19 protein-coding genes are annotated in these 22,183 nt (G+C 32.2%); 1 reads left to right on the forward strand and 18 read right to left on the reverse strand.

Annotation, left to right across the window (positions count from 1 at the left end; all coding sequences use genetic code 11):
- Positions 1–137: 137 nt before the first annotated feature.
- From JHL18_RS15055 to JHL18_RS15130, 16 genes are all read right to left on the reverse strand, one after another.
- On the reverse strand, positions 138–443 hold the full coding sequence (locus JHL18_RS15055) for a hypothetical protein (RefSeq protein WP_200270632.1): 306 nt from the start codon (positions 441–443) through the stop codon (positions 138–140).
- Positions 443–988 (reverse strand): hypothetical protein, encoded by a 546-nt coding sequence (locus JHL18_RS15060; RefSeq protein WP_200270634.1) that lies wholly within the window; start codon positions 986–988, stop codon positions 443–445. The genes JHL18_RS15055 and JHL18_RS15060 overlap by 1 nt, the downstream gene beginning before the upstream one ends.
- Before the next feature lie 119 nt (positions 989–1,107).
- Positions 1,108–1,587 carry a hypothetical protein gene (locus tag JHL18_RS15065; protein WP_200270636.1) on the reverse strand — a complete coding sequence of 160 codons (480 nt, stop codon included), beginning with the start codon at positions 1,585–1,587 and terminating at the stop codon, positions 1,108–1,110.
- Between the two features lie 239 nt (positions 1,588–1,826).
- On the reverse strand, positions 1,827–2,225 hold the full coding sequence (locus JHL18_RS15070) for a hypothetical protein (protein WP_200270638.1): 399 nt from the start codon (positions 2,223–2,225) through the stop codon (positions 1,827–1,829).
- A 177-nt stretch (positions 2,226–2,402) separates the two neighbouring features.
- Positions 2,403–2,615 (reverse strand): hypothetical protein, encoded by a 213-nt coding sequence (locus JHL18_RS15075; RefSeq protein WP_200270639.1) that lies wholly within the window; start codon positions 2,613–2,615, stop codon positions 2,403–2,405.
- Between the two features lie 166 nt (positions 2,616–2,781).
- Positions 2,782–3,249, reverse strand: coding sequence for a hypothetical protein (locus JHL18_RS15080; protein WP_200270640.1), 468 nt, complete (start codon positions 3,247–3,249; stop codon positions 2,782–2,784).
- Positions 3,250–3,644: 395 nt separating this feature from the next.
- Positions 3,645–3,956: an SMI1/KNR4 family protein gene (locus JHL18_RS15085; protein WP_200270641.1), complete on the reverse strand. Its 312-nt coding sequence runs from the start codon at positions 3,954–3,956 to the stop codon at positions 3,645–3,647.
- 252 nt (positions 3,957–4,208) lie between these two features.
- Positions 4,209–4,712, reverse strand: coding sequence for a hypothetical protein (locus JHL18_RS15090; RefSeq protein WP_200270642.1), 504 nt, complete (start codon positions 4,710–4,712; stop codon positions 4,209–4,211).
- 11 nt (positions 4,713–4,723) lie between these two features.
- A complete protein-coding gene (locus JHL18_RS15095) occupies positions 4,724–11,152 on the reverse strand; it encodes a glycoside hydrolase domain-containing protein (protein WP_200270643.1) in 6,429 nt (2,142 codons plus the stop codon).
- A gap of 913 nt (positions 11,153–12,065) precedes the next feature.
- The gene (locus JHL18_RS15100; protein WP_200270644.1) at positions 12,066–12,374 is read right to left on the reverse strand and encodes a nucleoside triphosphate pyrophosphohydrolase; all 309 of its coding nucleotides are present in this window, start codon (positions 12,372–12,374) and stop codon (positions 12,066–12,068) included.
- A gap of 432 nt (positions 12,375–12,806) precedes the next feature.
- The gene (locus tag JHL18_RS15105; RefSeq protein ID WP_200270645.1) at positions 12,807–13,526 is read right to left on the reverse strand and encodes a DUF1700 domain-containing protein; all 720 of its coding nucleotides are present in this window, start codon (positions 13,524–13,526) and stop codon (positions 12,807–12,809) included.
- Entirely contained in the window at positions 13,523–13,840 is a 318-nt protein-coding gene (locus JHL18_RS15110; RefSeq protein ID WP_200270646.1) for a PadR family transcriptional regulator, read from the reverse strand. Before JHL18_RS15110 ends, JHL18_RS15105 begins: the two co-directional genes overlap by 4 nt.
- 256 nt (positions 13,841–14,096) lie before the next feature.
- Positions 14,097–15,083, reverse strand: a complete 987-nt coding sequence (locus JHL18_RS15115; RefSeq protein ID WP_200270648.1) for an Rpn family recombination-promoting nuclease/putative transposase — start codon at positions 15,081–15,083, stop codon at positions 14,097–14,099.
- Between the two features lie 129 nt (positions 15,084–15,212).
- Entirely contained in the window at positions 15,213–16,571 is a 1,359-nt protein-coding gene (locus tag JHL18_RS15120; protein ID WP_200270650.1) for a DUF6179 domain-containing protein, read from the reverse strand.
- Complete coding sequence (locus tag JHL18_RS15125) at positions 16,571–17,080, reverse strand: DUF6323 family protein (protein WP_200270652.1); 510 nt, start codon at positions 17,078–17,080, stop codon at positions 16,571–16,573. Before JHL18_RS15125 ends, JHL18_RS15120 begins: the two co-directional genes overlap by 1 nt.
- Positions 17,081–17,667: 587 nt before the next feature.
- Complete coding sequence (locus JHL18_RS15130; RefSeq protein ID WP_200270654.1) at positions 17,668–18,858, reverse strand: trans-sulfuration enzyme family protein; 1,191 nt, start codon at positions 18,856–18,858, stop codon at positions 17,668–17,670.
- Between the two features lie 489 nt (positions 18,859–19,347).
- On the opposite strand from JHL18_RS15130, the gene JHL18_RS15135 reads away from it, so the two are divergent.
- Entirely contained in the window at positions 19,348–19,662 is a 315-nt protein-coding gene (locus JHL18_RS15135) for a demethoxyubiquinone hydroxylase family protein (protein WP_200270655.1), read from the forward strand.
- A 276-nt stretch (positions 19,663–19,938) separates the two neighbouring features.
- Here the strand turns inward: JHL18_RS15135 and JHL18_RS15140 are convergent, their stop codons facing one another.
- Together JHL18_RS15140 and JHL18_RS15145 are read right to left on the reverse strand one after the other, a co-directional pair.
- Entirely contained in the window at positions 19,939–21,324 is a 1,386-nt protein-coding gene (locus tag JHL18_RS15140; protein ID WP_200270657.1) for a DUF4179 domain-containing protein, read from the reverse strand.
- 9 nt (positions 21,325–21,333) lie between these two features.
- Entirely contained in the window at positions 21,334–21,867 is a 534-nt protein-coding gene (locus JHL18_RS15145) for a sigma-70 family RNA polymerase sigma factor (protein WP_207753032.1), read from the reverse strand.
- Between the last annotated feature and the right edge of the window lie 316 nt (positions 21,868–22,183).

The following is a 22,183-nucleotide window of genomic DNA, read 5'->3' on the forward strand; positions in this document are numbered from 1 at the left end:
CGGCCGCATATTCTTGGCATATTGTCAAGTGATAATCTGAAAATTAAAAAAAGACCCACACCACGTATTTGTGATGCAAGTCTTTTCTTAACTTAATGACATTGCTTTTGATGCGGGGCTGATTTTTTGCTATTAGCTTAAATATTATGAGCTACACCATGATCATTCATTATATAAATTGCTTTACCGGTAATATCTGAAATTGCTAAAATTTCAAATGCATCCGGAAAACGTTCTTTATGCAGTATTGCAATTATATCTACATACCAAACTGGCTCTTTTGTAATATGAGATACAGTGTCATATAATACTTTTTCAGTTATCAACTCATATTTCACCTCCATATTAGCTATTGATTTTTTAGCAATATCAATAACTTCATCTAATTTAAGTCTTGTTTTCCCTTCAACTTCACTTGGTTTAAAAATAGTCTTTTCCTTCATTATATTTCCCCTTCATTAAAATACTCTAAAATTTTTTCTACATATCCTGTTAATTCACTCCAATTCTCAGGACCTTCCTCCCACCACCTAAAATGACAGCTATTACATATTGAATTAACTCTCAATTCACAGGTTGTCCCATCAAATCCAGTACTTATCTTGTTTGGTATTGGTGAAACTTTAATATTCGAAAGTTGAAAAAACATCTCATCAACAATACTTTTATCAATATATGTTTTTTCTCGTTTTATTGTTGGTATGATTTGACCTTTATTATATTTTGCCTTAAGCGCTACTAAAGGTACATCTAATTTACTACAATCCTCAGCTTTATCCCACACTGATCTTATAACAAAATAGCATTCTGTATTTTCTTGATTTATATTCTTAAATATTTCTAAGCTTACCTTTTCCTCAAATGGCGGTTCGTATATTATTTGAAACATGCTCTCAATAGGTCTTTCTTCAGGAAGATACTTTTGTCTTAGTAATCCAGCCACTTGGTTTTCTAATTGATGAATAATATAATTTTTATCTAGTTCCAAAGTTATCACCTCTATAAAGTAATGAACTATCCCTACTTAATTTTCATCTAGTTCATTTAGTCTTTCTCTCACTGTATGATTTAGATTATGCTATCTTCTTATATTAACGCTATGTTACATTAAATTTTTGATATTGATTCAATCAATACTGGTTGCAAAAATTCTTCTAATTCATTATGAGCAATATAATAATCGTTGTCACGAATGCAATAGAATCTTACAGTAATAGACGGTAAGACATCAGGTTCTGTATCATCATCAATACTCATAATAATATCAAATGAATACAAAGGATATTGGTCTTTCAAAATAGTTTCTATAGATTTAACTCTAATCAATGCAGTTTGCAATAAGTACCTAACATCTTTTGAGCCACTTATATATATTTCATTACAATCCCATTCTAATTGCGTAAGCATTTCCTTAGAATGTTTAATTTTACTATTTTCATTTAGTTTATAGCAATTATCTTCTAAGTAAAAATATGGTTCGTCATTACAATTTAATCCTTGGATTATAGATATACTTACATCATTAGTAATTTGACTGGTTTTAGAAATTTCATTTATATAAATTTCCATTTTCCTATTATATATCATTTTAAATCCCCCTAAAACATATATGATTAAGAATCAAGCCAAAATAGACTCTCTGCCTTTATAATTCACTATCTCATTGTAGACAAAAATAAATGCGCTTATTGTTTTTAACTAGTTTATTGAACGTTCATATTAGTCAATTACTTTAATTATGCTTTGTTTATTCGTATAACCTTATTGATTTTATTTGACCTAACGTTTCGATACACTATGCAATAATACATATAGAATCTATATAATTATACTTTTTTAATTTCTATTCTTTTTACACCTTTTTCAGTTAAAACATCATTAATTCTAGACATCTCATTTTTTGTTCCACTAATTAATTCATTTGACAGTTTGGCATCTATTTCTTTTGTCTGCCCTAATGTAAACCCAAATTGTTTTCTTAGTATATAACTTACTTTTTCAAATTCTTTTCTGTCATGAAGGATAACTTTCCAAATTCCTTCATCCTTAAGAATAGCCTCTTTTATTTCACTTGGTATCTCATCTCTTCCATCTGATTCAACTACACGACCACAGCTTTCGCACTTATATGAGACATACCACCTAAGTATTCCTTCATATAAACTATCGCCAACGCTCGCAGTCACCTTGCTCCCACAATCACATTTTAAATTGATTTTAGCCACCACTACATCCTTTCATTCATTACCTTATATCTTTTTAACGCTCCTTGCTAGAGCATTAATTACACTCTCTATTATAATCTCTTCTTAGATACTTGGCTTTATATCTAAGTATTCATTAAATTTCTATCCATTTGCTTATTATCTTTGTCTTAAACCATTCCTTAGTTTTATAGCTATCTATATTCCTCTGTAAGTTACTTTTATACAGTTTTCTTCCTTGCATCTTATAATATGCCCAGAGCCATAATCCCCGTATATTAGTTTTCCACCGCAACTTGGACAAGGTAATTTAGTTTTCCCATATCTAGCAAAATCCTCATCTACTTTATCAAAATAATCGGTTTCATCATTCATATCATATTTTTCATCTTGTTCCATATCAATATCCATTCAATACACTCCTAGTAGGGCTAATCCCCTTCCTTGATACTAAACCTATCTTTTTAAAAATAGCATTATATTCTTCTGAAGACTCCAGACTTGCTCATTGATTCTAATAATCTTTCTTTTATATATTCTCATTTGCACAAAATACATATCTACTATCCGCTAGTTATTATATATAACCAACCCAAATAGCATTTCTTTTTAATTTTTTATCGCAAACTGGACAATTTACTACTGGCATATTCCACGCAATATTTAGAGCTTCTTGCCTATCTTCCACGGTATCATATAGACTTGGTATAGTTGGATTAGCCATTTTACCCTTCCAACCACAAAATTCACAAGTTACATTTTCAATCTGAACTCTTTGCAATCTATCATTAATATTATACACTATACAGAAAAGCCACCTATACCTTGTAGTTCCAATACTATAACGATAAAATGTCAAACTAAATCCCTTATGTTTCCTTACAAAGCTAGCCATTTTGGAAAGGGATTTTAATAAATTTTCTTCCATTGGGATTCCATCTATTTCATTGTCTCTTTCGAGAATATTCCATAGCTCCATATTAATTAAATATAACTTTTCATCATTCACTAGTTCTATACTTTTAGTTACATATTCTATTTTCATTTGAACCCCTCCGAGCCAAATTCGATTATATATTCACTTTCACCACAATCATTTGATGTCTGTAGGATCAGTTTTGATTTGGCTAAATGCCTCGTACATCTTTGAATGTTCTTCTGCAAATCTTTGACCCCCTACCTGTATTTTATCACTATAAAAAACAATGAACTAGCCTACTCATTTTTCAGCTAGTTCATTTAATTCTTCTCTCACTGCATTATTAATATTATGCAGCTTCTTATAACTTCATTGGCTATATATTTAGGATTCTTGAATATTTTTAATCGCTCTGTTTAATATTCTGTTAGCTTATCTAAATACATGTTCTTAATAAATTTACACAAATTACCACTGTATCTTTTTGAATACACATATTCTAAGGAATCCATACGAATGAATCAAATTTCTCGATAACCTTTTTTGAATGCGTATGCCATTCCACATCCATCAGATGCAAACACAACTAAATCTTTTGATTCATCTGCCATGTTTTCTTCATAAAAATCTACAATATCCTCCAGACTCCATAGGTCAATATAATGTTCTCCTCCTTCCCCACTACCACCATTGTATAACTTTAAAATACTCCTATATTCTTCAGGAAACTTAATTCCTAATTCCTCTTCTACATTGCATATTTGGCTTTCTGCATTTTGTTCATATTCTTTAAAGTTAAAATCATTAAAAATAACTTTATCGAAGTAATTCATAATTATTTATCCAATCCTCATTCTGATTATTTATAATTATATCTATTATTTCATTTATTAACTGCTAAAAATAATGAACCAGCTTACTTAATTTCAGCTGATTCATTTCATCTTTTCACCGCATTATTAATCTTATTAAGTCTGTCCTTTTACTGTTTCAATAATTTTATCAAATTTTAAACACATAAATATTTTATACATATATTTATCTTATTATCTTTCAGTTACCATCTTATATCATATAGAGAAAATTTATTTTTTTTCACCTGTCAATAAAGAAATCTTTTCTTTACCTGAATCAGTAACTATACTTATGTTATTATTTTCTATAAAATACTCGTTAATCACATCTGTAAAACATCTCCAGAAAGTATTCCCTTCTAATGAAAAACACATAACCTCTAATTCAAAAACAGCTATTATTCTATTTGAATTAGTCTCTGATGCAAATTCAAAGAATAATGAATCTGCGCAAATTTTTTTATTCTCATTAGTACTAGTATCTATTATATGAACTTCTTTATTAAATCCAATTAATAGCTTATCACCTACATACTTACACTCTGGTTCTAATCCATGTCCCTCTGTTATAACCCCAACTGTTAATCTTACTACTTCATTTGACTTAACCTGAAATATATATAACCCACCTACTACTTCACTATTTTCACCTAATAATAATTGATTCGAATTACACTTTCGTAGATATTCTATCATTTCTGACTTACTTTCTACATTCAACTTAAAAATTTTCATACTACCCTCCTTTATTTCTTCACAAAGCTTTTCCAATCGGAGCTATATATCTCAACTGTTATTAGTTTATTTCCATCCCATACCGACTGCATCTTTGCTACACCATTTGGTCCTGTTAATAAAGATTCCTTCCTAATTCGTCCGTTATCTTGGATAGCTCCATTAGTTGTATTATTAAATGATTTTTGAAGTTCCTCTTCCATAAGTGCCCTGCCCTCTGAATTGTCAAATATCCCTATTTTATTTAGTTTATTTTCCATATCAAGAGACCTCTCAATATTATGCTTAGTACCAGTTGCATTACCAAACACATATTCTAATTTTCTGCCAATCTCAGCTTCCTCACCAACTTTAGAGATAAGCTTAATATCCTCGCCAATCTTAACTGTATCCTTAGTTAATTTCCCCACTTCTGCAAGATCACCAAAGAATGGTATCGCACAAGCTAAAGATAATCCTGAATATCCCCATTTTCCTTCTAAAGCATACCACACTGCATTTGCTGTATCTGGTACTGCTCCTAAAAATGGTATTAACCCTAAGGTGTCTAAAACGGTATGCCCCACATCACTTGCCATATCTGCACATCTACCAAATGGATCAACCATGGATATTGGGTTTCCATTAGCATAAGCGTAGTTATTAAGAGTTTCTCCATTATTGATTGAGCCTTTTAAGGTGTCAGCATTTATGAATCTCTTAAGTTCTGGTGAGTAGTAACGAGCTCTCATATAGTAGAGTCCGTTGGAATCAGTCATAACACCGTCACGACCATTGTATAAGAAAGAGGTTGTAGCAGTTCCAGTGTGAGTCAAAAGCTCACCATATGCTCCGTAGGTATATCTATCAGTAACTACTTGCTGCATATTGGTTATAGCTGTTGTGCTTCCTCTTAGATCATAATGATATACAAGATAACTAGTTGAATTTTGCTCACCTAAAAGTCCTATTCCATATACATAGTAGGTGCTATTTCCAGTTGAATCTGTGCTTACAAGTAGTCTGCTTAAATCGCTTGAAATACCGTCATATACATAAGTAGTCTTTTTACTGTTTACAGTTTGTGAGATACGGTTATTTAAAGCATCATAAGCATAGGTTGCCCCGCCTGCTTGAGTAAGTCTATTTCCTGAATCATAAACGAAGTTTGTTGAACTTCCCTTAAGAATACCGGTGGTCATGTTTCCATCGAGATCGTAGGATATAGTACTTCCATTATAGGTAATGAGTCTATTATTTTTATCGTAGGTCATTGTGCCGCCGCCAGAGGTTATATTTCCTGCGGCATCATAGGTGTAAGTATAACTTGCTGTAGCTTTACCTGTAGAGTCAACATCGCTTCGGCTCATCACTCTGCCTAGAGCATCATAGGTCATTGTGGAAGTGATCTGTCCATTTGAAGATACTTCCTTTGTAATTTGACCATTTGCATTGTATCCATAAGTGTAACTATTTATTATATTACCAGATTTATCTGTATCTTTCATTGAAGTAAGTCTTCTTGCTGCATCGTAGCCTTCAGTTAATATACTTCCATCTGGTCTTACAGTTTTTATAAGATTTCCACTCTTGTCATAACTATAAGTCGTTACTCTATTTGCCCAGTCTGTAACGGTTGAAAGATGGTTCCCTGCATCATATACATAGCTTACCTTGCTTCCGTTTGGATAGGTAATAGATGACAGATTGCCTACAGCATCATAGCTGTATTGTATCACATTTTTATTTACATCAGTATATTTTACAACTCGATTTAGAGCATCGAACTGACGAGTTATGGTTCCTTGTGCATCAGTAACTGTAAGCACATTACCATTCTTATCATAGGTATAAGAGGTTGTACCTTCAGCATTAGTAAAGCTTTTAATCCTTCCTGCTGCATCATAAGTATAGTCTCTTTTTTGTCCTCTAGCGTTTGTAAGCTCAGATAACAAGTTTAAGGAATTATAAGTGTAGCTTATCTTTCCTCCAGATGGAGTGCTTTCAGAAGTCCTTCTGCCAGAAGTATCATAGGTATAAGCAGTTGTTCCTCCTGCTGGACCTGTAAGAGACGCAGTATTTCCATCAGCAGTGTACTGACAAGTGCTTACTCCATTCATGGCATCAGTAACTGATATAAGTCTTCCACCTGCATCATACTTTGAAACGGTCTTATTGCCCATGGCATCAACCACTTGAGTAAGATTTCCTAGCGAATCATAGGTATTGCTTGTCTTATTTCCCAGCTCATCCACTGAAGATATTAGTAAATTAGCAGCATCATAGGCAAAAGTTTTTGAATTTCCATTGCCATCAGTCTTTTTAACTGTATTTCCATTAGCATCATATAAGGTGCTAGTCACATTTCCAAGTGCATCTGTCTGTCCTGTTAATCTTCCATCTGCATCATAGGTATAAGTTACAGTATGGCTATTGGCATCAGTAGCTGATTTAAGTAGTCCTGCTAAATCATAAGCATACGTAGTCATATTTCCTAGAGCATCTTTTATACTTGTTCTTTTGTTATTTCCATCATAGGTATAGGTAGTTATATTTCCATTAGGGTCTTTTTTTGTGAGCATGTTTCCATAGGAGTCATAGGTGTAAGTTGTCACATCTCCCATTTTATCAGTTTCACTTAAAAGATTACCCTGAAGGTCATAGGTATTTGCAGTTGAGTTACCTAGTGGATCTGTAATAGAACTAAGTCTCCAGTTTGTATCATACTTGTAAGTGTTAAGATTACCTGCAGCATCAGTTTCTGTCTTTAACTTATTGTTAGCATAATAAGTATCAGTGATAGTTCCACCACTTGGTTTTGTTGTGGTTAGAACATTGCCCACTGCATCATAGGTATACTTTGTTATATTACCATTGGCATCAGTCTTACTTGTAACACGGCCACCAACATCATAGGAGGTTGAGGTTATATTTCCTTGAGCATCCTTGACTTGAATTTCTCTATCCTCACCATCATAGGTATAGGTTGTAATTCCACCTTTTTCATCTGTCATAGCTGTAACTTTATTGTTAGCATTATAGACATAGGATCTTTTGTTGCCATTAGCATCTGTCTGAGTTATTAAATTTCCTCTGCTGTCATAGGTATATGAAACTGTTCCTCCATTTGGATCCTTTTTACTTAATAGTTTGCCCTTTTTATCATAGGAATTTGTTATCTTATTTCCTTTTGCATCAGTGGCGGTAGCTACATGTCCAGCACCGTCATAGGTAAAGGTAGTAGCCCCTAACTGTGGATCTGTTGCTGTACCTACTAGTCCACTTTGATAGGTAAAGGTATATTTATGATCACTAATATCTTTTTCTATAGGAAGACCATTAGTATCATAAACGTATTTTGTAATATTTCCACGTGCATCTGTGCTAGTTAAAATTCTGTTATTACTGTCATAGGTATATTGTGTAGTACCACCGTCTGGATTTTTCTGAGACAGCATATTGTTATTTGAATCATATGTGAAGGTTGTCTTTGAACCTACTGCATCTGTTGAGGTTAACAGATTGTTATTGGCATCATAGGTTTTTGTTGTGACATTTCCATTTGCATCAGTTTCAGTTAGTATATTTCCATTGTCATCGTAGGTATATTTTTTCGTATTACCGTTCTGATCTGAGGAAGATAACAACTGTTTATTGCTATTGAAAACATTCTTATAGCTATTTCCATTTCTATCTGTCACAGTGACAATAGTTTGACCACTTACTGAGGTTGTATCATAGCTAAAATATGTGAGCTTGTTTCCTGAGACACCATCATCTTGTGAGGTTATTTTTCCTGAGCTGTCATAAGTATCTGTAAAGTAAACTTCATTATCTCCATCTGTTCCAGTGAGCACATGACCTGCAGAGTCGTATGTGTATTTTTCAGTTTTTCCGTTTTCATCAGTAATTGCTGATAAACACATATTGTTGTCATACTGGAAGCTCACTGTCCTTGTGGCACTATCAGTAATACTACTTATAAAGCCATTGCTGTAATTTGCTGTTATAGCCTTTCCGGAAATAGGCTCAGTGATAACCATAGTTGATGAGTTTGGATAGGTTACATTGGTAACCATACCAAGTTTGTTTTGAACCTTAGTTAATGCACCATATTTATCAAAACCGTATTTTATATTGTTTCCGCAATTTAAAGAATATGTTCCATCAGAATTTACTGTTATACTCCAGTTTTTCTTTCCAGTTGTACTAGTTGTATATACTCCTGCTGTGGAACTTTGTGTAAAAGTCATATATGAAGATGGATAGGTGTAATAATATAAGGACCCATCAGGCTGTTTTTCAATTCTCATCTCATAATTGTTGTGCCAGCCTTTGCCCATAGCACCAGTCGAAAGCTTCGATGAGTTATAGTTTAGTTCAAAGGAGAATTTTTGTGCACCTTGCACTTCTAAGAAACTCTTCTCTATTATATGAGAGCCTGTACTAGAATCTACTGGGTCAGCAACCTTTGTTTCGCTTGGCATTACTGGAACATCTGAATAAACCTGTGGAGTATTGGAGCTTGCAACTACATAACTAACTCCTGGATCATTTCCAGAAAAACTATCTTTATCAATCTCAATCTGTCCTGTACCGCTGCCTATAGTTACTGTAGCAAATTGGTCAAAGGCCCATTGAGTAGGTATCTTATAGCCAAGATTACCGCTAAAGCCAGTGGACATATCACAAACAAAGATATTAGAAGCATAACCTGCACTATATACTCTTGCAGCTACATTTCTTGCGCCATATACACCAATCTTGTAGCCATTGCCATTATGACTTTTAAAATATGAGCTTATAGCTTGGAAGTAAGGTATTACATTGCTTGTAACATCTGAGTCCATAGCATCAAAATCTACAGCGAAGTAAATAGTTGTACCGATAGGTAGCCCAAGGTTTGCAGAGGCATTAATTGCATTTGCCGCATCAGTTGTTCCCTGAGAAGCTGTAAAATACGAAAGATAGGTTCCGCTAGTTTCGTATATTGGGAAGAACTTAAGTCCATTATTAAAGATTATCTTAATTTCGGAAGCTGTCAGTGCTTTACTTATTCCGTTTGCTTTTCCTGTCAAATATCTTCCGATCATATTATATCCATTGTTCTTTAAGGTAGTTGCAGTAGCATTTGTAAGTATAGTTGCACAATCTGCTGCAGTGGCTGACCTATTAGTATCTCCACAACTTGCAAGGGTAGCCTTTATAGTAGGCATATTCGCAATACCTGTTACAGGAAGACGCATTAAGGCTTGGAAGGACTTTACCGCTGAAGTTACGCCACTTCCATACACACCATCAAAAGAACCAGGATCAAAGCCATTACAATACAAGGCATATTCCAAGATCTTTACAAAGTTAGTTCTGGTATCACCTGGCTGAAGGGTTGGACAACTTGAAGTTGTTGTAGGACCAAAAGCACCGTTTGCAGTACTAGTACTAAGTCCCTCTTCTGCCTGAAGAGCATAAATTAAAGCTTTGTTAGTAGCAGCAACATATACTCCATTTGTAGGCAAAAGTCCTGTGTAAGCATTGTATTTATTATTTAAGTTCTGCTGTATCTGTCTTATCTTAGCATCACCATTGTAGGATAGTACAAAAGGGTCTGTATTTAAAAGAGCCTTCATAACCATGGCAGTTACAACGCCATCACAATTTGTAAGGCCAGCATCAGCTTGGAATTGCTTTACTGCATTTTGAGTTTGGGTATAGAAGATTCCTGAAAATCCTCCTGGAGAATATCCTTTGCAATAAAAGCCTCCCTGAAGTATATACTCCATATTAGTTGGAGTTGTTATGTTGTTTGAAGCTCTTATAGTCATTGTCTTAAAAGCTGAAGTTGTGGCAGGACCAAAGGTACCTGTAGGAGTTGCTATGCCTAATTCAATTTGCATTGCAGTAATTAGAGCTTGCTCGACTTCATTTCCTGTTTGACCACTTTCAGTAACTCCATTCGGAAAAACACTCTTGAATTTTGGATTTGAACCATAAGTTTGATTAAGCCACTGCTGAACAGTCAAAACCATTTGGTCAATGCTTGCTGTACTAGCAAATAACTCAGCACTTAATAGGTTTGATCTATCGGCTGAACTACCGCTTGTGCTCTTACTTGTATTAGAGCTTGTCCCACTTTCATTATTGTTTTTATTATCACTAGTCCCTGTGCTGCTGTTTTTACTGTCTTTTGAATTGTTGCTAGTACCATTACTTGCATTACCAGCACTCTTTTCAGAATTATTTGTGGTACTACCTGTAGCATTATTTGTATTACTGCTTGTCCCACTTGTATTAATAGCTTCCTTCTTAGATGCCCCATTCTTTGAAGCATCACCCTTAACCTCCTCTGTTGCAGCAGCTGCCGTCAAGGTCTTTATACCAAATACATCGCTAAGTGAAGTAACCTGAGAAGATAAGAAAGCTACGAGCAATACAACAGCTGTTATTTTCCGCATTTGCTTCATTGTTGCCACCATTCCTTTCATAATCTAAGATATAGATAAAAAACGAAAAATATTTAATCGCTCTATGTAATCGAGACGAACTTCAAACTATAGATGAACCACTTCATAATTGAATCTATATTTTCAAATTCTCCTTTCAGAACCCAGAGGAGTTTTAAAAATAGCTTTCGGATTGAAGTGGTTCATCTTTATTCAAATAGGCATGCCAGCTATGAACAATCTGAAATTCACATCGTTATATGGGGATAATTGATTAACTTATTAGGTTTTGAATCGAGTAAAAGCAAAGTGGTCAGCTATAATACGAAAATCATCTTTATCAAAGTTGAAATACAATTCTAAAAACAATAAACAATAATATTACTTTTTGTATTTATAATGACGTTTTATATTGATCAGAATAACCATTTTAATATTATTCCTGTCTACTTTTCTTGTAAATATAATTTTTCTTTCATTTTTCTACATTTTTTGCAGTTACATCTATTGTAAAACACTTGATTTGTGGGATAGATTTGAAGGTTTTTGATTAAGCTTTCAGCCTGTTAATATAGACATTATCTAGTGTTTCATAGATACAATTTTCGGGTAATGTATAGATATCCAGACTTTGTTTTATAGGATAGAAGACATTGATTTATTAACCATTAGTGGTAGTATATCACTCAGCTGGTTTTTATTTTCAGAAGTTACGCATCCAATTTTCCATAAATAACTACAATTTTAAAGGGTATCTCTAGAGGCTTTTAACTGGATATATAGATGTGCCAATATTAAATTGAAAAAATATGTTTTTTATATTTTTTTATTTTTTCACGTAAAAAAGACTAACACTTTCATTATTGGTGTTAGCCTCTTTTAATATACTTTATATACAATTGCCTATTGTCCTTTTATCCTAATCATCTAGTAATCATCTAGTAACCTTCAATACAATTCCATCCTTAAATCCACCACGTTCCTCTAGCTTTTTATTTCTCGCATCCATTAATTCTTTCTCACTATAGCCTAAATCATCAGCAAGTCCAAAAAGAACTTCCATTACATCTGCTAACTCTTCTAAATTTTTATCTTCTAAATACTCATTGACCTCTTCTTTTAGTTTCTCCTCTAAATATATGTATTTACTTTCCTTTGGTACTATCTCAATCTCACATTCATTCCCCTGCTGCTTTATGATTTCAGGAATTCTATCTCTTACTAATTTGTTATATACCTTCATCTTTATGCACCTTTTCAAATAATCTCAAGCTTTACCCATCTGCCATGGGAATATATTTCATTTCATCCACATCTATTATTATGTAAATTATACCACTAAAGCCTACTGAGATCTTCATTTAAATATATAATCATCTGATTTTTTAATTATAAAATCATATAATTTTATGTTTATTTAATTATAAAATCATATAAATATATAGGAAACATGCGGGTTTTCACAGTTTTAACATACTTATAAAAAATAAAAAGCACATATTCTATGTGAACTGAGCCTATATAAAGATGAACCACTTCGATCCGAAATATATTTTTAAAACTCTCACGGGTTTTGGTGAGAGAATTTAAAAATAATAAATTTTATTACGAAGTGGTACATCCTTAAAGGTGCGGTTCACTACAGATTTGTGCTTATAAGTTCTCTTCCTAATATTTAATTAATTTTTACTCCGTTCTTATCTATCTTAATACCTGGCATGCTTATTCCATTATTGTCTATTTTAATGCCTGGCATACTTATACCATTGTCATCAATTTTTATTCCTGGAGCCTGAATTCCGTCATCATTAATCTTCATATCAGGTGTACTTATGCCTTCATCATCAATCTTAAATTCCGGTCCACTTATTCCATTTGAATCAACATTAATATCCGTTGCAGATATTCCATCATCATTTATCGTGAATCCAGGAACGCTAATCCCATCTTCATCAATGCTTATTCTATCGCCATGAATGCCTGACTGATCAATATTTTTATCACCAATCTTTATCTGATTAACTGAAGCATTCTTAACACTGCTTCTATGACCTAAGAATATGGAATCAATTGTGAAAATCATTAGAATTATTCCTGCAGCAACAAAAAAAACACCTAATGGGTTGAGCGTTCTACCGCTACTATATACAGGGCTTGCCTTAGCAACTTCTTTATCATTTATATACCTCTTATTTGTATCTTTATAGTCACCTATATAGCTACTTGCGATCTCTCTTGGGTCTCCCAGCTCCATGCAAATTTCTTCTTCTGCCTTTCCATTTTCTTTGCCTATCCTAAAATGCTCTTCATAATCATATAATATTTCTTTCCGCTCAGCTTCTGATACTTTATCTAGATATCTTTCCATTTCTATCATAAATTCATATTTTCTCATTCTTTATGCCCCTTTATTATATTATTCACTCCATTTACAAAGCCAACCCATTCCTCTAACAGCTCATCTTTAGTTGCCCTTCCTAGGTCCGTTAATCTATAATACTTTCTTGGAGGTCCTTCTTGTGATTCTTTTAAATAAGTCTCAAAATAGCCTTCGTTATTGAGCCTTCTCAATATTGGATATATAGTTCCATCAGAAATGGCTATATTCTTTGATATCTCATTTACTAGCTCATAGCCATAACGATCTCCTTCAGAAAGTATACATAAAACACATAATTCTAATATGCCTTTTTTCAGTTGAGTATTCATTTAATGTCTTTCTTCCTTTTTTATATGTATGATTTAAGAATAGTATATCACCCAGTACTATTCATTGCAAGATACTGAATAAAAAAGTTATCCTACTATATTCAAATCAATCAGTGTGTCCAACTTTATAATTTAAGTAATTTCCTATATTTATCTGTAAATATAATTAAGTAACTAATTCCTAAATAATAAAAAATAGGATCAAATCCAAGATACACCTCTGAATTTAATCCTTAATATCACTTACCTCTATTTTTTAATTATCCTTTTCTTTTCTAAGCTCTTTTACTAATTCTACAGAAAGACCTGTTTTAACTGCAATAGTTTCGTCATCTAGAACGTCTAGTAAATTTTTTGCTATTTCAATCGCTTTTACATTCTTCCCTTCTTTTAATCCTTCTTTTAATCCTTCTTGCAACCCTTCTTGTAATCCTTCTTGTAACCCTTGTTTTTTAGCTTCTTCCTTCATTTCTTTTAACAAAAATGCATTATTTGCTACCATACGCTCCACCTCCTCCTTATTGGCATCTAGTATATGCTTAGCCGTATTAGCCAGATCCTCTTCTATTGTATTCTCAATCCAATGTTTCAGAACCATTCTTTCTTTATCAGTTAAGTTAGAAAAAAATAACGCTATCGCTTTGATTCTCTCAATAAACTCCTTAGCATCTATCTTTTGATCAAGTAAAAATATTGCTGAAGTGATATTCTTATATTCAATAAGTTGTTCTTTAGTAAATTTATTATTTACATCAAAAACACTATACTTAAAATCTATTATGCTATCTTGAAATAACTCACTGCCATCTATAATATCTTTAAATCTTTGAGGTACATCCCAGATCTTTTTCCCGTTATATAGTACTATTGGAATAACTGCAGGTATCTTAATACTTTTATCTGATGCTTTTTGGTTATCATTTTTAGCATATTCTCTTAATATCTCACTTATATAAAAGAATAATCTAAGTGGCATTCTATAATCTAAACTAGACTGAAATTCCAAAAGTACATAGAATATAACTTTTTTATCTCCAATAGTACCTTCATAAACTATATCTGATTCTTTTTCATCATAATCTGATGATATATATGATTTGTTTACAAGCTTTAACTTATTAGGAGTTAATTCTTTTGCCCATGGTGCCTTAAGCATTCCTTGCACCAAATCTACGAAAACTTCTTTATTTGAATACAAGTCTTTGTAGCTTTTATCGTGTATGTTATTTAGATCTTTTCTCAAATTTTTCTCCTGAAATTTTGACATATATACTATCTATATTATACCCTAATTTATTATCTTAATCTACACTAAATCCTGCAATTGCAGTACTTTCACGTATTGCTTCTTAACCTCGAAATTAAATTTCACCTATACTTCAATCCCCTCAGCCACTCTCAATAACTCTTCTTTCCTTAAAGCATTAAGGCAATCTAAATATTCCTTCAGCTTTCTTTGCCATTCTTTTTCGCTTTCTGTTCCGTACTCATCATCAAAGGCTTTGCTAGTTGATGTAGCTTTAATTAATAGTGCTATTTCGAAATCCTTTAAAGCTTTAAATACTTCTATAAATTCATCCTCAAATATACAGTCAGCTCCAAGTACATCCACTAAATCCTTTAGACTGTGAATTTCATCGTTTATAATTGCTATTTTTTCTTCAACTCTATGGCAGGCTCTTATTTCTTCAGTAATCTGTCTAAATGAGCTATTACTTAAACTTTCTCCATCCTCATATTTAAGAAGATTTTCTTCTGATTTCTTCAAAGTAATAAATACACTTTCTAGCTTATCAATCTTAATAGCATTTTCTATTCGAGGTATGATATCCAAAACACTTTCATTTATATATTCAATAAGAACTTCATCATCAATACAAAGATTATTGCACAATTTTTCTGTAGCCTTAAATATTAACTTTTCCAGTATTTCTTTAGGCAAATCTTTCAACATGCTATAGATGTATACCCTGTCTCCTTCACTTATATCTAAGGATTTACCGATTTTCCCCGTAAGGATACACCCTATATAATTAGTTAAAATAAGCTGAAAGATATTGAACAACATGTGAGAATATTCCTTGTTAAAGCCTTTAAGCAAAGCTCCAATCTCTTCTGAATCAAATAGTGAACAGAACTTATTTTCAAGGATTACTCTATTTAAATATTCTTCTAAATACTCAACTCCTACTAAATTACCTACGTCAACAGCAAGAGGATAATCTATAGATCCTGGATTTCCATGGCTTTCAAATCTAGTGTCATATTCTTTGAAAAACGGAGGAATTCCATAATCAATAGTATCTGTATAAGCAAGAGTTTCTACCTTCAGTCTAGTTTCGTATACAGTATTTAATAGACTTTTGCATAATTCAACCTTAGCTTTCAGTATCTTTTCTCCTTCTGTAAATAATTGTTTAAGTTTTGTATTTTTAATCAGTTCTATATTGTCCTTTATTGTTGGCTGCTCTTTTAAACATAGTCCAAGAGTATAGCAAAGGGACAATATGATCTGTTCAGCCACTTCTTCTCTTACTGAAGAACTTTCATCTCTTGTGTAATAAGTAACTATTTCTGTAAGAAGCTCAAACATTTGAAGCTGGATGATTTCAAGTTCTCTTATACTTAGCAAATTATTTGAATGCGCTATCTGAAGCAGCGATTGAAAATAATGTTCTTTGCTTATCAAGCCTTTTAAGGACTCTTCCTTACTTATAATAAAGTTTTCCATTATTCTTCATATCCTTCCTCATCCATATAATCATCCATAAACTCTTCCTCTTCCATATCTTCTTTTAAGTAATCATTTGCTCCGTACTTTACGTTGTGAACCAATTGATATAAGTATCTGTATCTAAGTAAATCTAGATCTCCTTGACATTTTTCATTAAAACAATCCTTCATAAATTCAATAAGATCGTCATCACTTATCTCTTCCAAGGTTTCATTTTTAAAATAATAAAAGGCATCCACAAGATCAGTAATGGTTTCAACATAGTTGTGTTGGTGAATAAATGGCGAATCACAAAAGGCAGTGATAATCTTTTTGATTAATCCTCCTCCAAATTCTACCCTTCCATTGCTGCTTAAAGCGGTGTTTCTTGTTTCTAAGATAGCTTTTATATCATTTTCTGAAAGCTTTAGACCGTATTCTAAAGTCTCTTCGTTAATCTGTTGAATTTCCGATAAGGTCTGCTTAGTTAAAATAGAATTTTTCATAAACATTAAACTTTTTTCCACAAATTAACCTCCTAAACTTTTTTCAAAATTTCTATTGACTTTTATTTTTATATATGTTATGATAATTATATATAGGTAATTTAAATTCTATAATGTATAATTTTATCATTGTGCTTGTTGTAAGTCAATGGTATTTTTTTATGCGCTTTTTTAAACTTCTTTATATAGATGTTTTCTTAAAAATATCTACTCAATTATCTCCTAGTTATATTTTTTCTATAGTATATTCCTATAAATTCCGTGAAATAAACAATCTATTCTTTTATAATGCTAATCCACAATTATAATTAAAATATTATCAGTGTTATGGCTAAAAATATAAAATATCTCTTTATGTATTAAAGGAGGCGTAAAAAGTGGAATCACTGGAAAGGTATATATTTCAACTTGAAAATGATTTATTAAAAAAAAGAAAATATATAAAGATTTTCATAACTTAACGTTATTGACGATAAACTTCTTCATATTTGAAATTATCCGAATAAAGCTTCATGTATAACCGAAATCTTTATTCGGATTTTAAGTATTTAAGTAATTTATTTGCTAAGAGAGAGATATACCGCTTAGATGTTCTATTAAACTGCTAACTATAGTCCAACCTTCTCAAGCGCCTGCTTAATATCTTCAATGATATCTTCAGTATCTTCAATGCCGACACTAAATCTAAAGAAGCCCCCATGAAATTCCTCTGGATAAAGATATTGACGCTCATCATCTTCTCCTAAAAATACTATAAGACTTTCATCATGACCTAAGGATACTGCCGAAGTTATGACTTTAAGATGACTTACAAAACGGTTATGAGTATCATGGTCTGCTTTAAGGCCAAAAGCCATTACTCCAGAGAAACCATTCTTCATCTGTTTCTTAGCTATGCTATGCCCTGGGTGACTTTCAAGACCTGGATAAGCAACAAAGCGTATAGCCTCATGACTTTCTAAGAATTTAGCTATCTTAAGTGCACTTTCATTATGCTGCCTCATGCGAAGGGGAAGTGTTACAGCTCCTCTCATAATCATCCATGCATTAAAGGGGCTAAGCACACCTCCATTATTGATCATAGCTTCTGATTTTATTTTATCGATAAGCTCTTTTGAACCAATAACAGCTCCCCCCATTGCATCTCCATGTCCATTAATATATTTAGTCAAGCTTTCTACGGAAAGGTCTGCTCCAAGTTCAAGCGGTCTTTGATTGTACGGAGAAGCAAAGGTGTTATCAACAGAAAGCAAAGCACCTACACTATGAGCTATCTTTGCTAGCTCTTCAATATCACTTATTTTTAAAGTAGGGTTTGCTGGAGTTTCTATATGAATTAATTTAGTGTTAGGCCTTATAGCCTTTTTAACCACCTCTAAGTCTGAGGTGTCTACAATTGTTGTCTCAATATTATATTTCTTAGGTAATAATTCGTTAAGCAAACGATAAACAGCTATATAAGTCACATTTGAGAAAACAACATGATCACCAGTCTGAAGCAAAGAGAAGAAAATCCCTGATAACGCTGCAACACCTGAAGCTAAAGCTACACAGTCTTCCCCGCCTTCTAATACAGATAACTTTTCTTGTAAATACTGCTGATTTGAACCTCCATTTCGAGTATAAAGAGCTTTTCCAGCACCACTCCAATTTAACTCTGCAGGATCATAAGGCAATTCATAACTATTAGCCATTGTAAGTGGTCTTTTTATAGCCCCAGTATCCTTGTCCACATCATTCCCAGCATGCACTGCCCTTGTCAAAAATCCATATTCATTTCCATACTTTCTTTCACTCATTATTTATGCCCCCTTGTTTTTAATAAATCTTATTGCTTTATATGATTATCCAACTACATTACTAGTGTACATATTGTATAGAGTTTCTAGCACATACTAAAATTCATAAGTGCAGTATTTTCGAACAAGTAGAAATTAAGCTTCAATATTGGAACTATTTACCCTAGCACAATAATTTAAGTTGAATCCTATAAAACGCCCCACGTTTTACATACTAAATCTATTTGATTACTTTGCTATATATGCTAATACTTTCTTTACAACTTGTCAATAAAAGGTATTTATTATAGGAAAAGATTCTTAGATTTACAGCTGTAATTCTCTAATCAATGAATACAAATCCATACTTTGTTAAAAGCTAATTATGTGCTTTCGAATAAAGTTTAAATACACCAAGAACCATTCACCTTTGAAATTTAGCTATATAAATATTAAAAATGAAATCGAAAGCCCATACTTGAAATATAATATTGAAAAGGATGTGTTTTTATGGCATTACTCGGAAACCCTTTTATTGCAAATGTCCCAAGAAAAATGACTGCTGAGGAATTAGTTCAAGCACTTAGAGTTGATATAGCAGGAGAACTTGAAGCCATTATTGGTTACGAGGCTCACGCAATGGCTACAGATGATGAAAGAGCCAAAAAAGTTTTCTATAGTATTGCAGATGAAGAAAGAAGACATGTTGGAGAGTTACAAGAGCTATTATACATACTAAGCCCTAAAGAAGCTGAAAACACTGAAAAAGGCAGAAAAAAAATCCAAGACCAACAAGCTAGTAATTTTCAATCTCCGCTAGAATAATCGATGTCACATCGCTATCATTTATGAATAACAAAGCCATAATTGAAGCTTTGTTAAAAATCTTCATAAAACAACCCAAGACTATGATAACTCCCTTATAGTAGATAGTTTTATTTTCTTAACTTTCTACTTTATTGGCCCATTCATCGTCTTGGGTTTATTGTTACAAAATTATTATTTAAATAGATTCATATATCATGCTACATTTATGAGCTTTATTGAAATCAAGCGTTACGAAGGAGATGCTATATGATTTACCTACTAGTAATAATTATTTTACTTCACATCAACAGTAAACTTTAAATCCTCTCTTACATCATACATTTTTTCTAAATCTATTGCCGATATTGTATACTTCTTATCTTTGTTTAATAGTTCTAATTCGGCTACAAATTTGTTATCTCCCAAATCCTTTACACTATCTTTTCCTAAATAATATTCTTTTCCATTGTCATCTTTTATCTCTAAGCTATACGGCTGTAAGGCTGGAAGAAGGTTAGTGCACTCGTAATAAACTAAAGTTTTATCTCGAAGTAATTCAACTTTATTTATCTTATATTCTCCATACTTTCCTTCTGATAAAACTGTAGTTCCATTTATGTTTAAACTACTTTTCTTAGTATCTAGCTGATAAGATCCACTATTATTCTTCAATGTATCCTTATATGCTTTTGTTGATACTATTGGAATAAACGTTATAGCTTTAGTATCATCGTATACATTTTTAAAATTATATTGCCAGTACATCTTATTAGCATCTGCAGATCCAAATCCTTCTGACCCTTTCTCTAATAAACTTCTTCCTTTATCGTCAAATATAATATATCTAGCTGACTCCCCTACCTCACCATTATCTGATTCAGTTCTTAAAACTGTATTCATAGGAGTGAAAATCACTTCATTTATTTTCAAGTTTGGTACTAACTTTGATAAATCTATAGAAGTTTTCACTGATTTTTGTTTACCTTTTATTTCACCTAAAGAGACCTTAAATTTAAAATCCCATTGTCCTTTTGTACCATCAGAAAATTCCTTTATATTTAAATCCATTATAAAATTATCTGGAATAACCACATCTCCACCTAGAATAAACTTTCTTTGTTCTTCTGGTAAATAATCATTTGATACGTGAAAACTATCTACTCCAACATAAGTATTTTTATTTACAAGCTTTCCTGTACCACCTGAACCAAAGCTTGTGACCTTTCCATTGATTTTAAATTCTTTATCAAGCATATGTGGAGAATTCTTAATCTCTTTTTCGCTTTCAACAGTGTAGGCAATACTTAGATCTATTCCATCATAAGCTATACTATTTATTGTAACAGTTGTACCGTTTGAAGTTTTTGATAAGTTTAAATCCGAGCTATACTTAACATATTCTTTATCAATAATGTTTTTATCACTTAAAAACTGAAATACTGAGTTTACCACTGGAATATTACGTGCATATGCTGGAAAAGCAGCACTCAAACCTGTAAAAGCCACTATGGTAACTGCTGCAGCTACTGCTGATCTTTTAGCTAATCTTTTATTTTTCTTTCGCTTCGGTAAATCATTAATTGTCTGTTTAATCTTAAGATTTAAGTCCTCTGGTAATCTTAAAGCTTCGCTACTTGCCTTTTCCTTTAATATATCATCAATTAATAAATCATTATTCATGTCCATTACCTACCTTTCCTTAAGCATTTCATAAAGTTTAGTTCTTGCTCTTGAAAGCCTTGATTTAACTGTTCCCTCAGGGATACTTAGTAGCTTTGCTATATCTTTTTGCGCAATATCTTCAAAATAAAATAGAATAGTTGCTACTTTTAGATCTTCTTCTAATAAATTAACTGCATTAGTAAGCTCAATATTACTATAGTCATCTGCAATAGCCATATCTGTACTTACTTCATCAATAGGAACTACCTTTTTTCTTTTTCTTAGTATGGTATTACATTCATTTATTAGAATTTTTATAAGCCAAGTTTTGAAAAATTGATCCTTTTTTAAGTAAACTATGCCTTCATATGCTTTTATTATTGTATTTTGCATTACGTCTTCTATATCCTGTTTTTCTTTAAGCATGCTCAGTGCTATTCTATATAAAGTCACTTTATTATTTTCAATTATTCTGCTAAAGGCTTCTTTATCACCTTTTTTAGCAAGTTTTACGTCTAGTTCTGAACTATTGGTATTATTAATTGTCGAGATAAATTCCAAGTTATCTCCTCCTTACTGCGTTCTAAAAGTCTTAGCTAAGAACTCTTACATACATTAGATAAACTACTTAACTGAAAGGTTCACGGAATTTTTTTTATTTCATAAGTTTATTTTAATTACTTTAATTAACTTTAAGTGTACTTATTTGTCCAGTATTACTAAGTAACCTTTTAATCTATGGATATCCGCTGAAAATCCTCCTATCCAGAACTTTACAACATATATGACCTAAATTTTAATACTTGAATCCTATACATTTATTCTATAAAACACCATTAATTCCTTTGAGATAGAATAACCTGTTAGCTATGTTCTT

It is taken from the genome of Clostridium yunnanense, assembly GCF_016595795.1.
Lineage (GTDB): Bacteria > Bacillota > Clostridia > Clostridiales > Clostridiaceae > Clostridium_AR > Clostridium_AR yunnanense.

Coding starts and splice junctions, on each gene's coding strand:
- JHL18_RS15055 (WP_200270632.1), bottom strand. CDS start 443: ATGAAGGAAAAGACTATTTTTAAACCAAGTGAAGTTGAAGGGAAAACA.
- JHL18_RS15065 (WP_200270636.1), bottom strand. CDS start 1,587: ATGATATATAATAGGAAAATGGAAATTTATATAAATGAAATTTCTAAA.
- JHL18_RS15075 (WP_200270639.1), bottom strand. CDS start 2,615: ATGGATATTGATATGGAACAAGATGAAAAATATGATATGAATGATGAA.
- JHL18_RS15080 (WP_200270640.1), bottom strand. CDS start 3,249: ATGAAAATAGAATATGTAACTAAAAGTATAGAACTAGTGAATGATGAA.
- JHL18_RS15085 (WP_200270641.1), bottom strand. CDS start 3,956: ATGAATTACTTCGATAAAGTTATTTTTAATGATTTTAACTTTAAAGAA.
- JHL18_RS15090 (WP_200270642.1), bottom strand. CDS start 4,712: ATGAAAATTTTTAAGTTGAATGTAGAAAGTAAGTCAGAAATGATAGAA.
- JHL18_RS15095 (WP_200270643.1), bottom strand. CDS start 11,152: ATGAAGCAAATGCGGAAAATAACAGCTGTTGTATTGCTCGTAGCTTTC.
- JHL18_RS15100 (WP_200270644.1), bottom strand. CDS start 12,374: ATGAAGGTATATAACAAATTAGTAAGAGATAGAATTCCTGAAATCATA.
- JHL18_RS15105 (WP_200270645.1), bottom strand. CDS start 13,526: ATGAGAAAATATGAATTTATGATAGAAATGGAAAGATATCTAGATAAA.
- JHL18_RS15110 (WP_200270646.1), bottom strand. CDS start 13,840: ATGAATACTCAACTGAAAAAAGGCATATTAGAATTATGTGTTTTATGT.
- JHL18_RS15120 (WP_200270650.1), bottom strand. CDS start 16,571: ATGGAAAACTTTATTATAAGTAAGGAAGAGTCCTTAAAAGGCTTGATA.
- JHL18_RS15130 (WP_200270654.1), bottom strand. CDS start 18,858: ATGAGTGAAAGAAAGTATGGAAATGAATATGGATTTTTGACAAGGGCA.
- JHL18_RS15135 (WP_200270655.1), top strand. CDS start 19,348: ATGGCATTACTCGGAAACCCTTTTATTGCAAATGTCCCAAGAAAAATG.
- JHL18_RS15140 (WP_200270657.1), bottom strand. CDS start 21,324: ATGAATAATGATTTATTAATTGATGATATATTAAAGGAAAAGGCAAGT.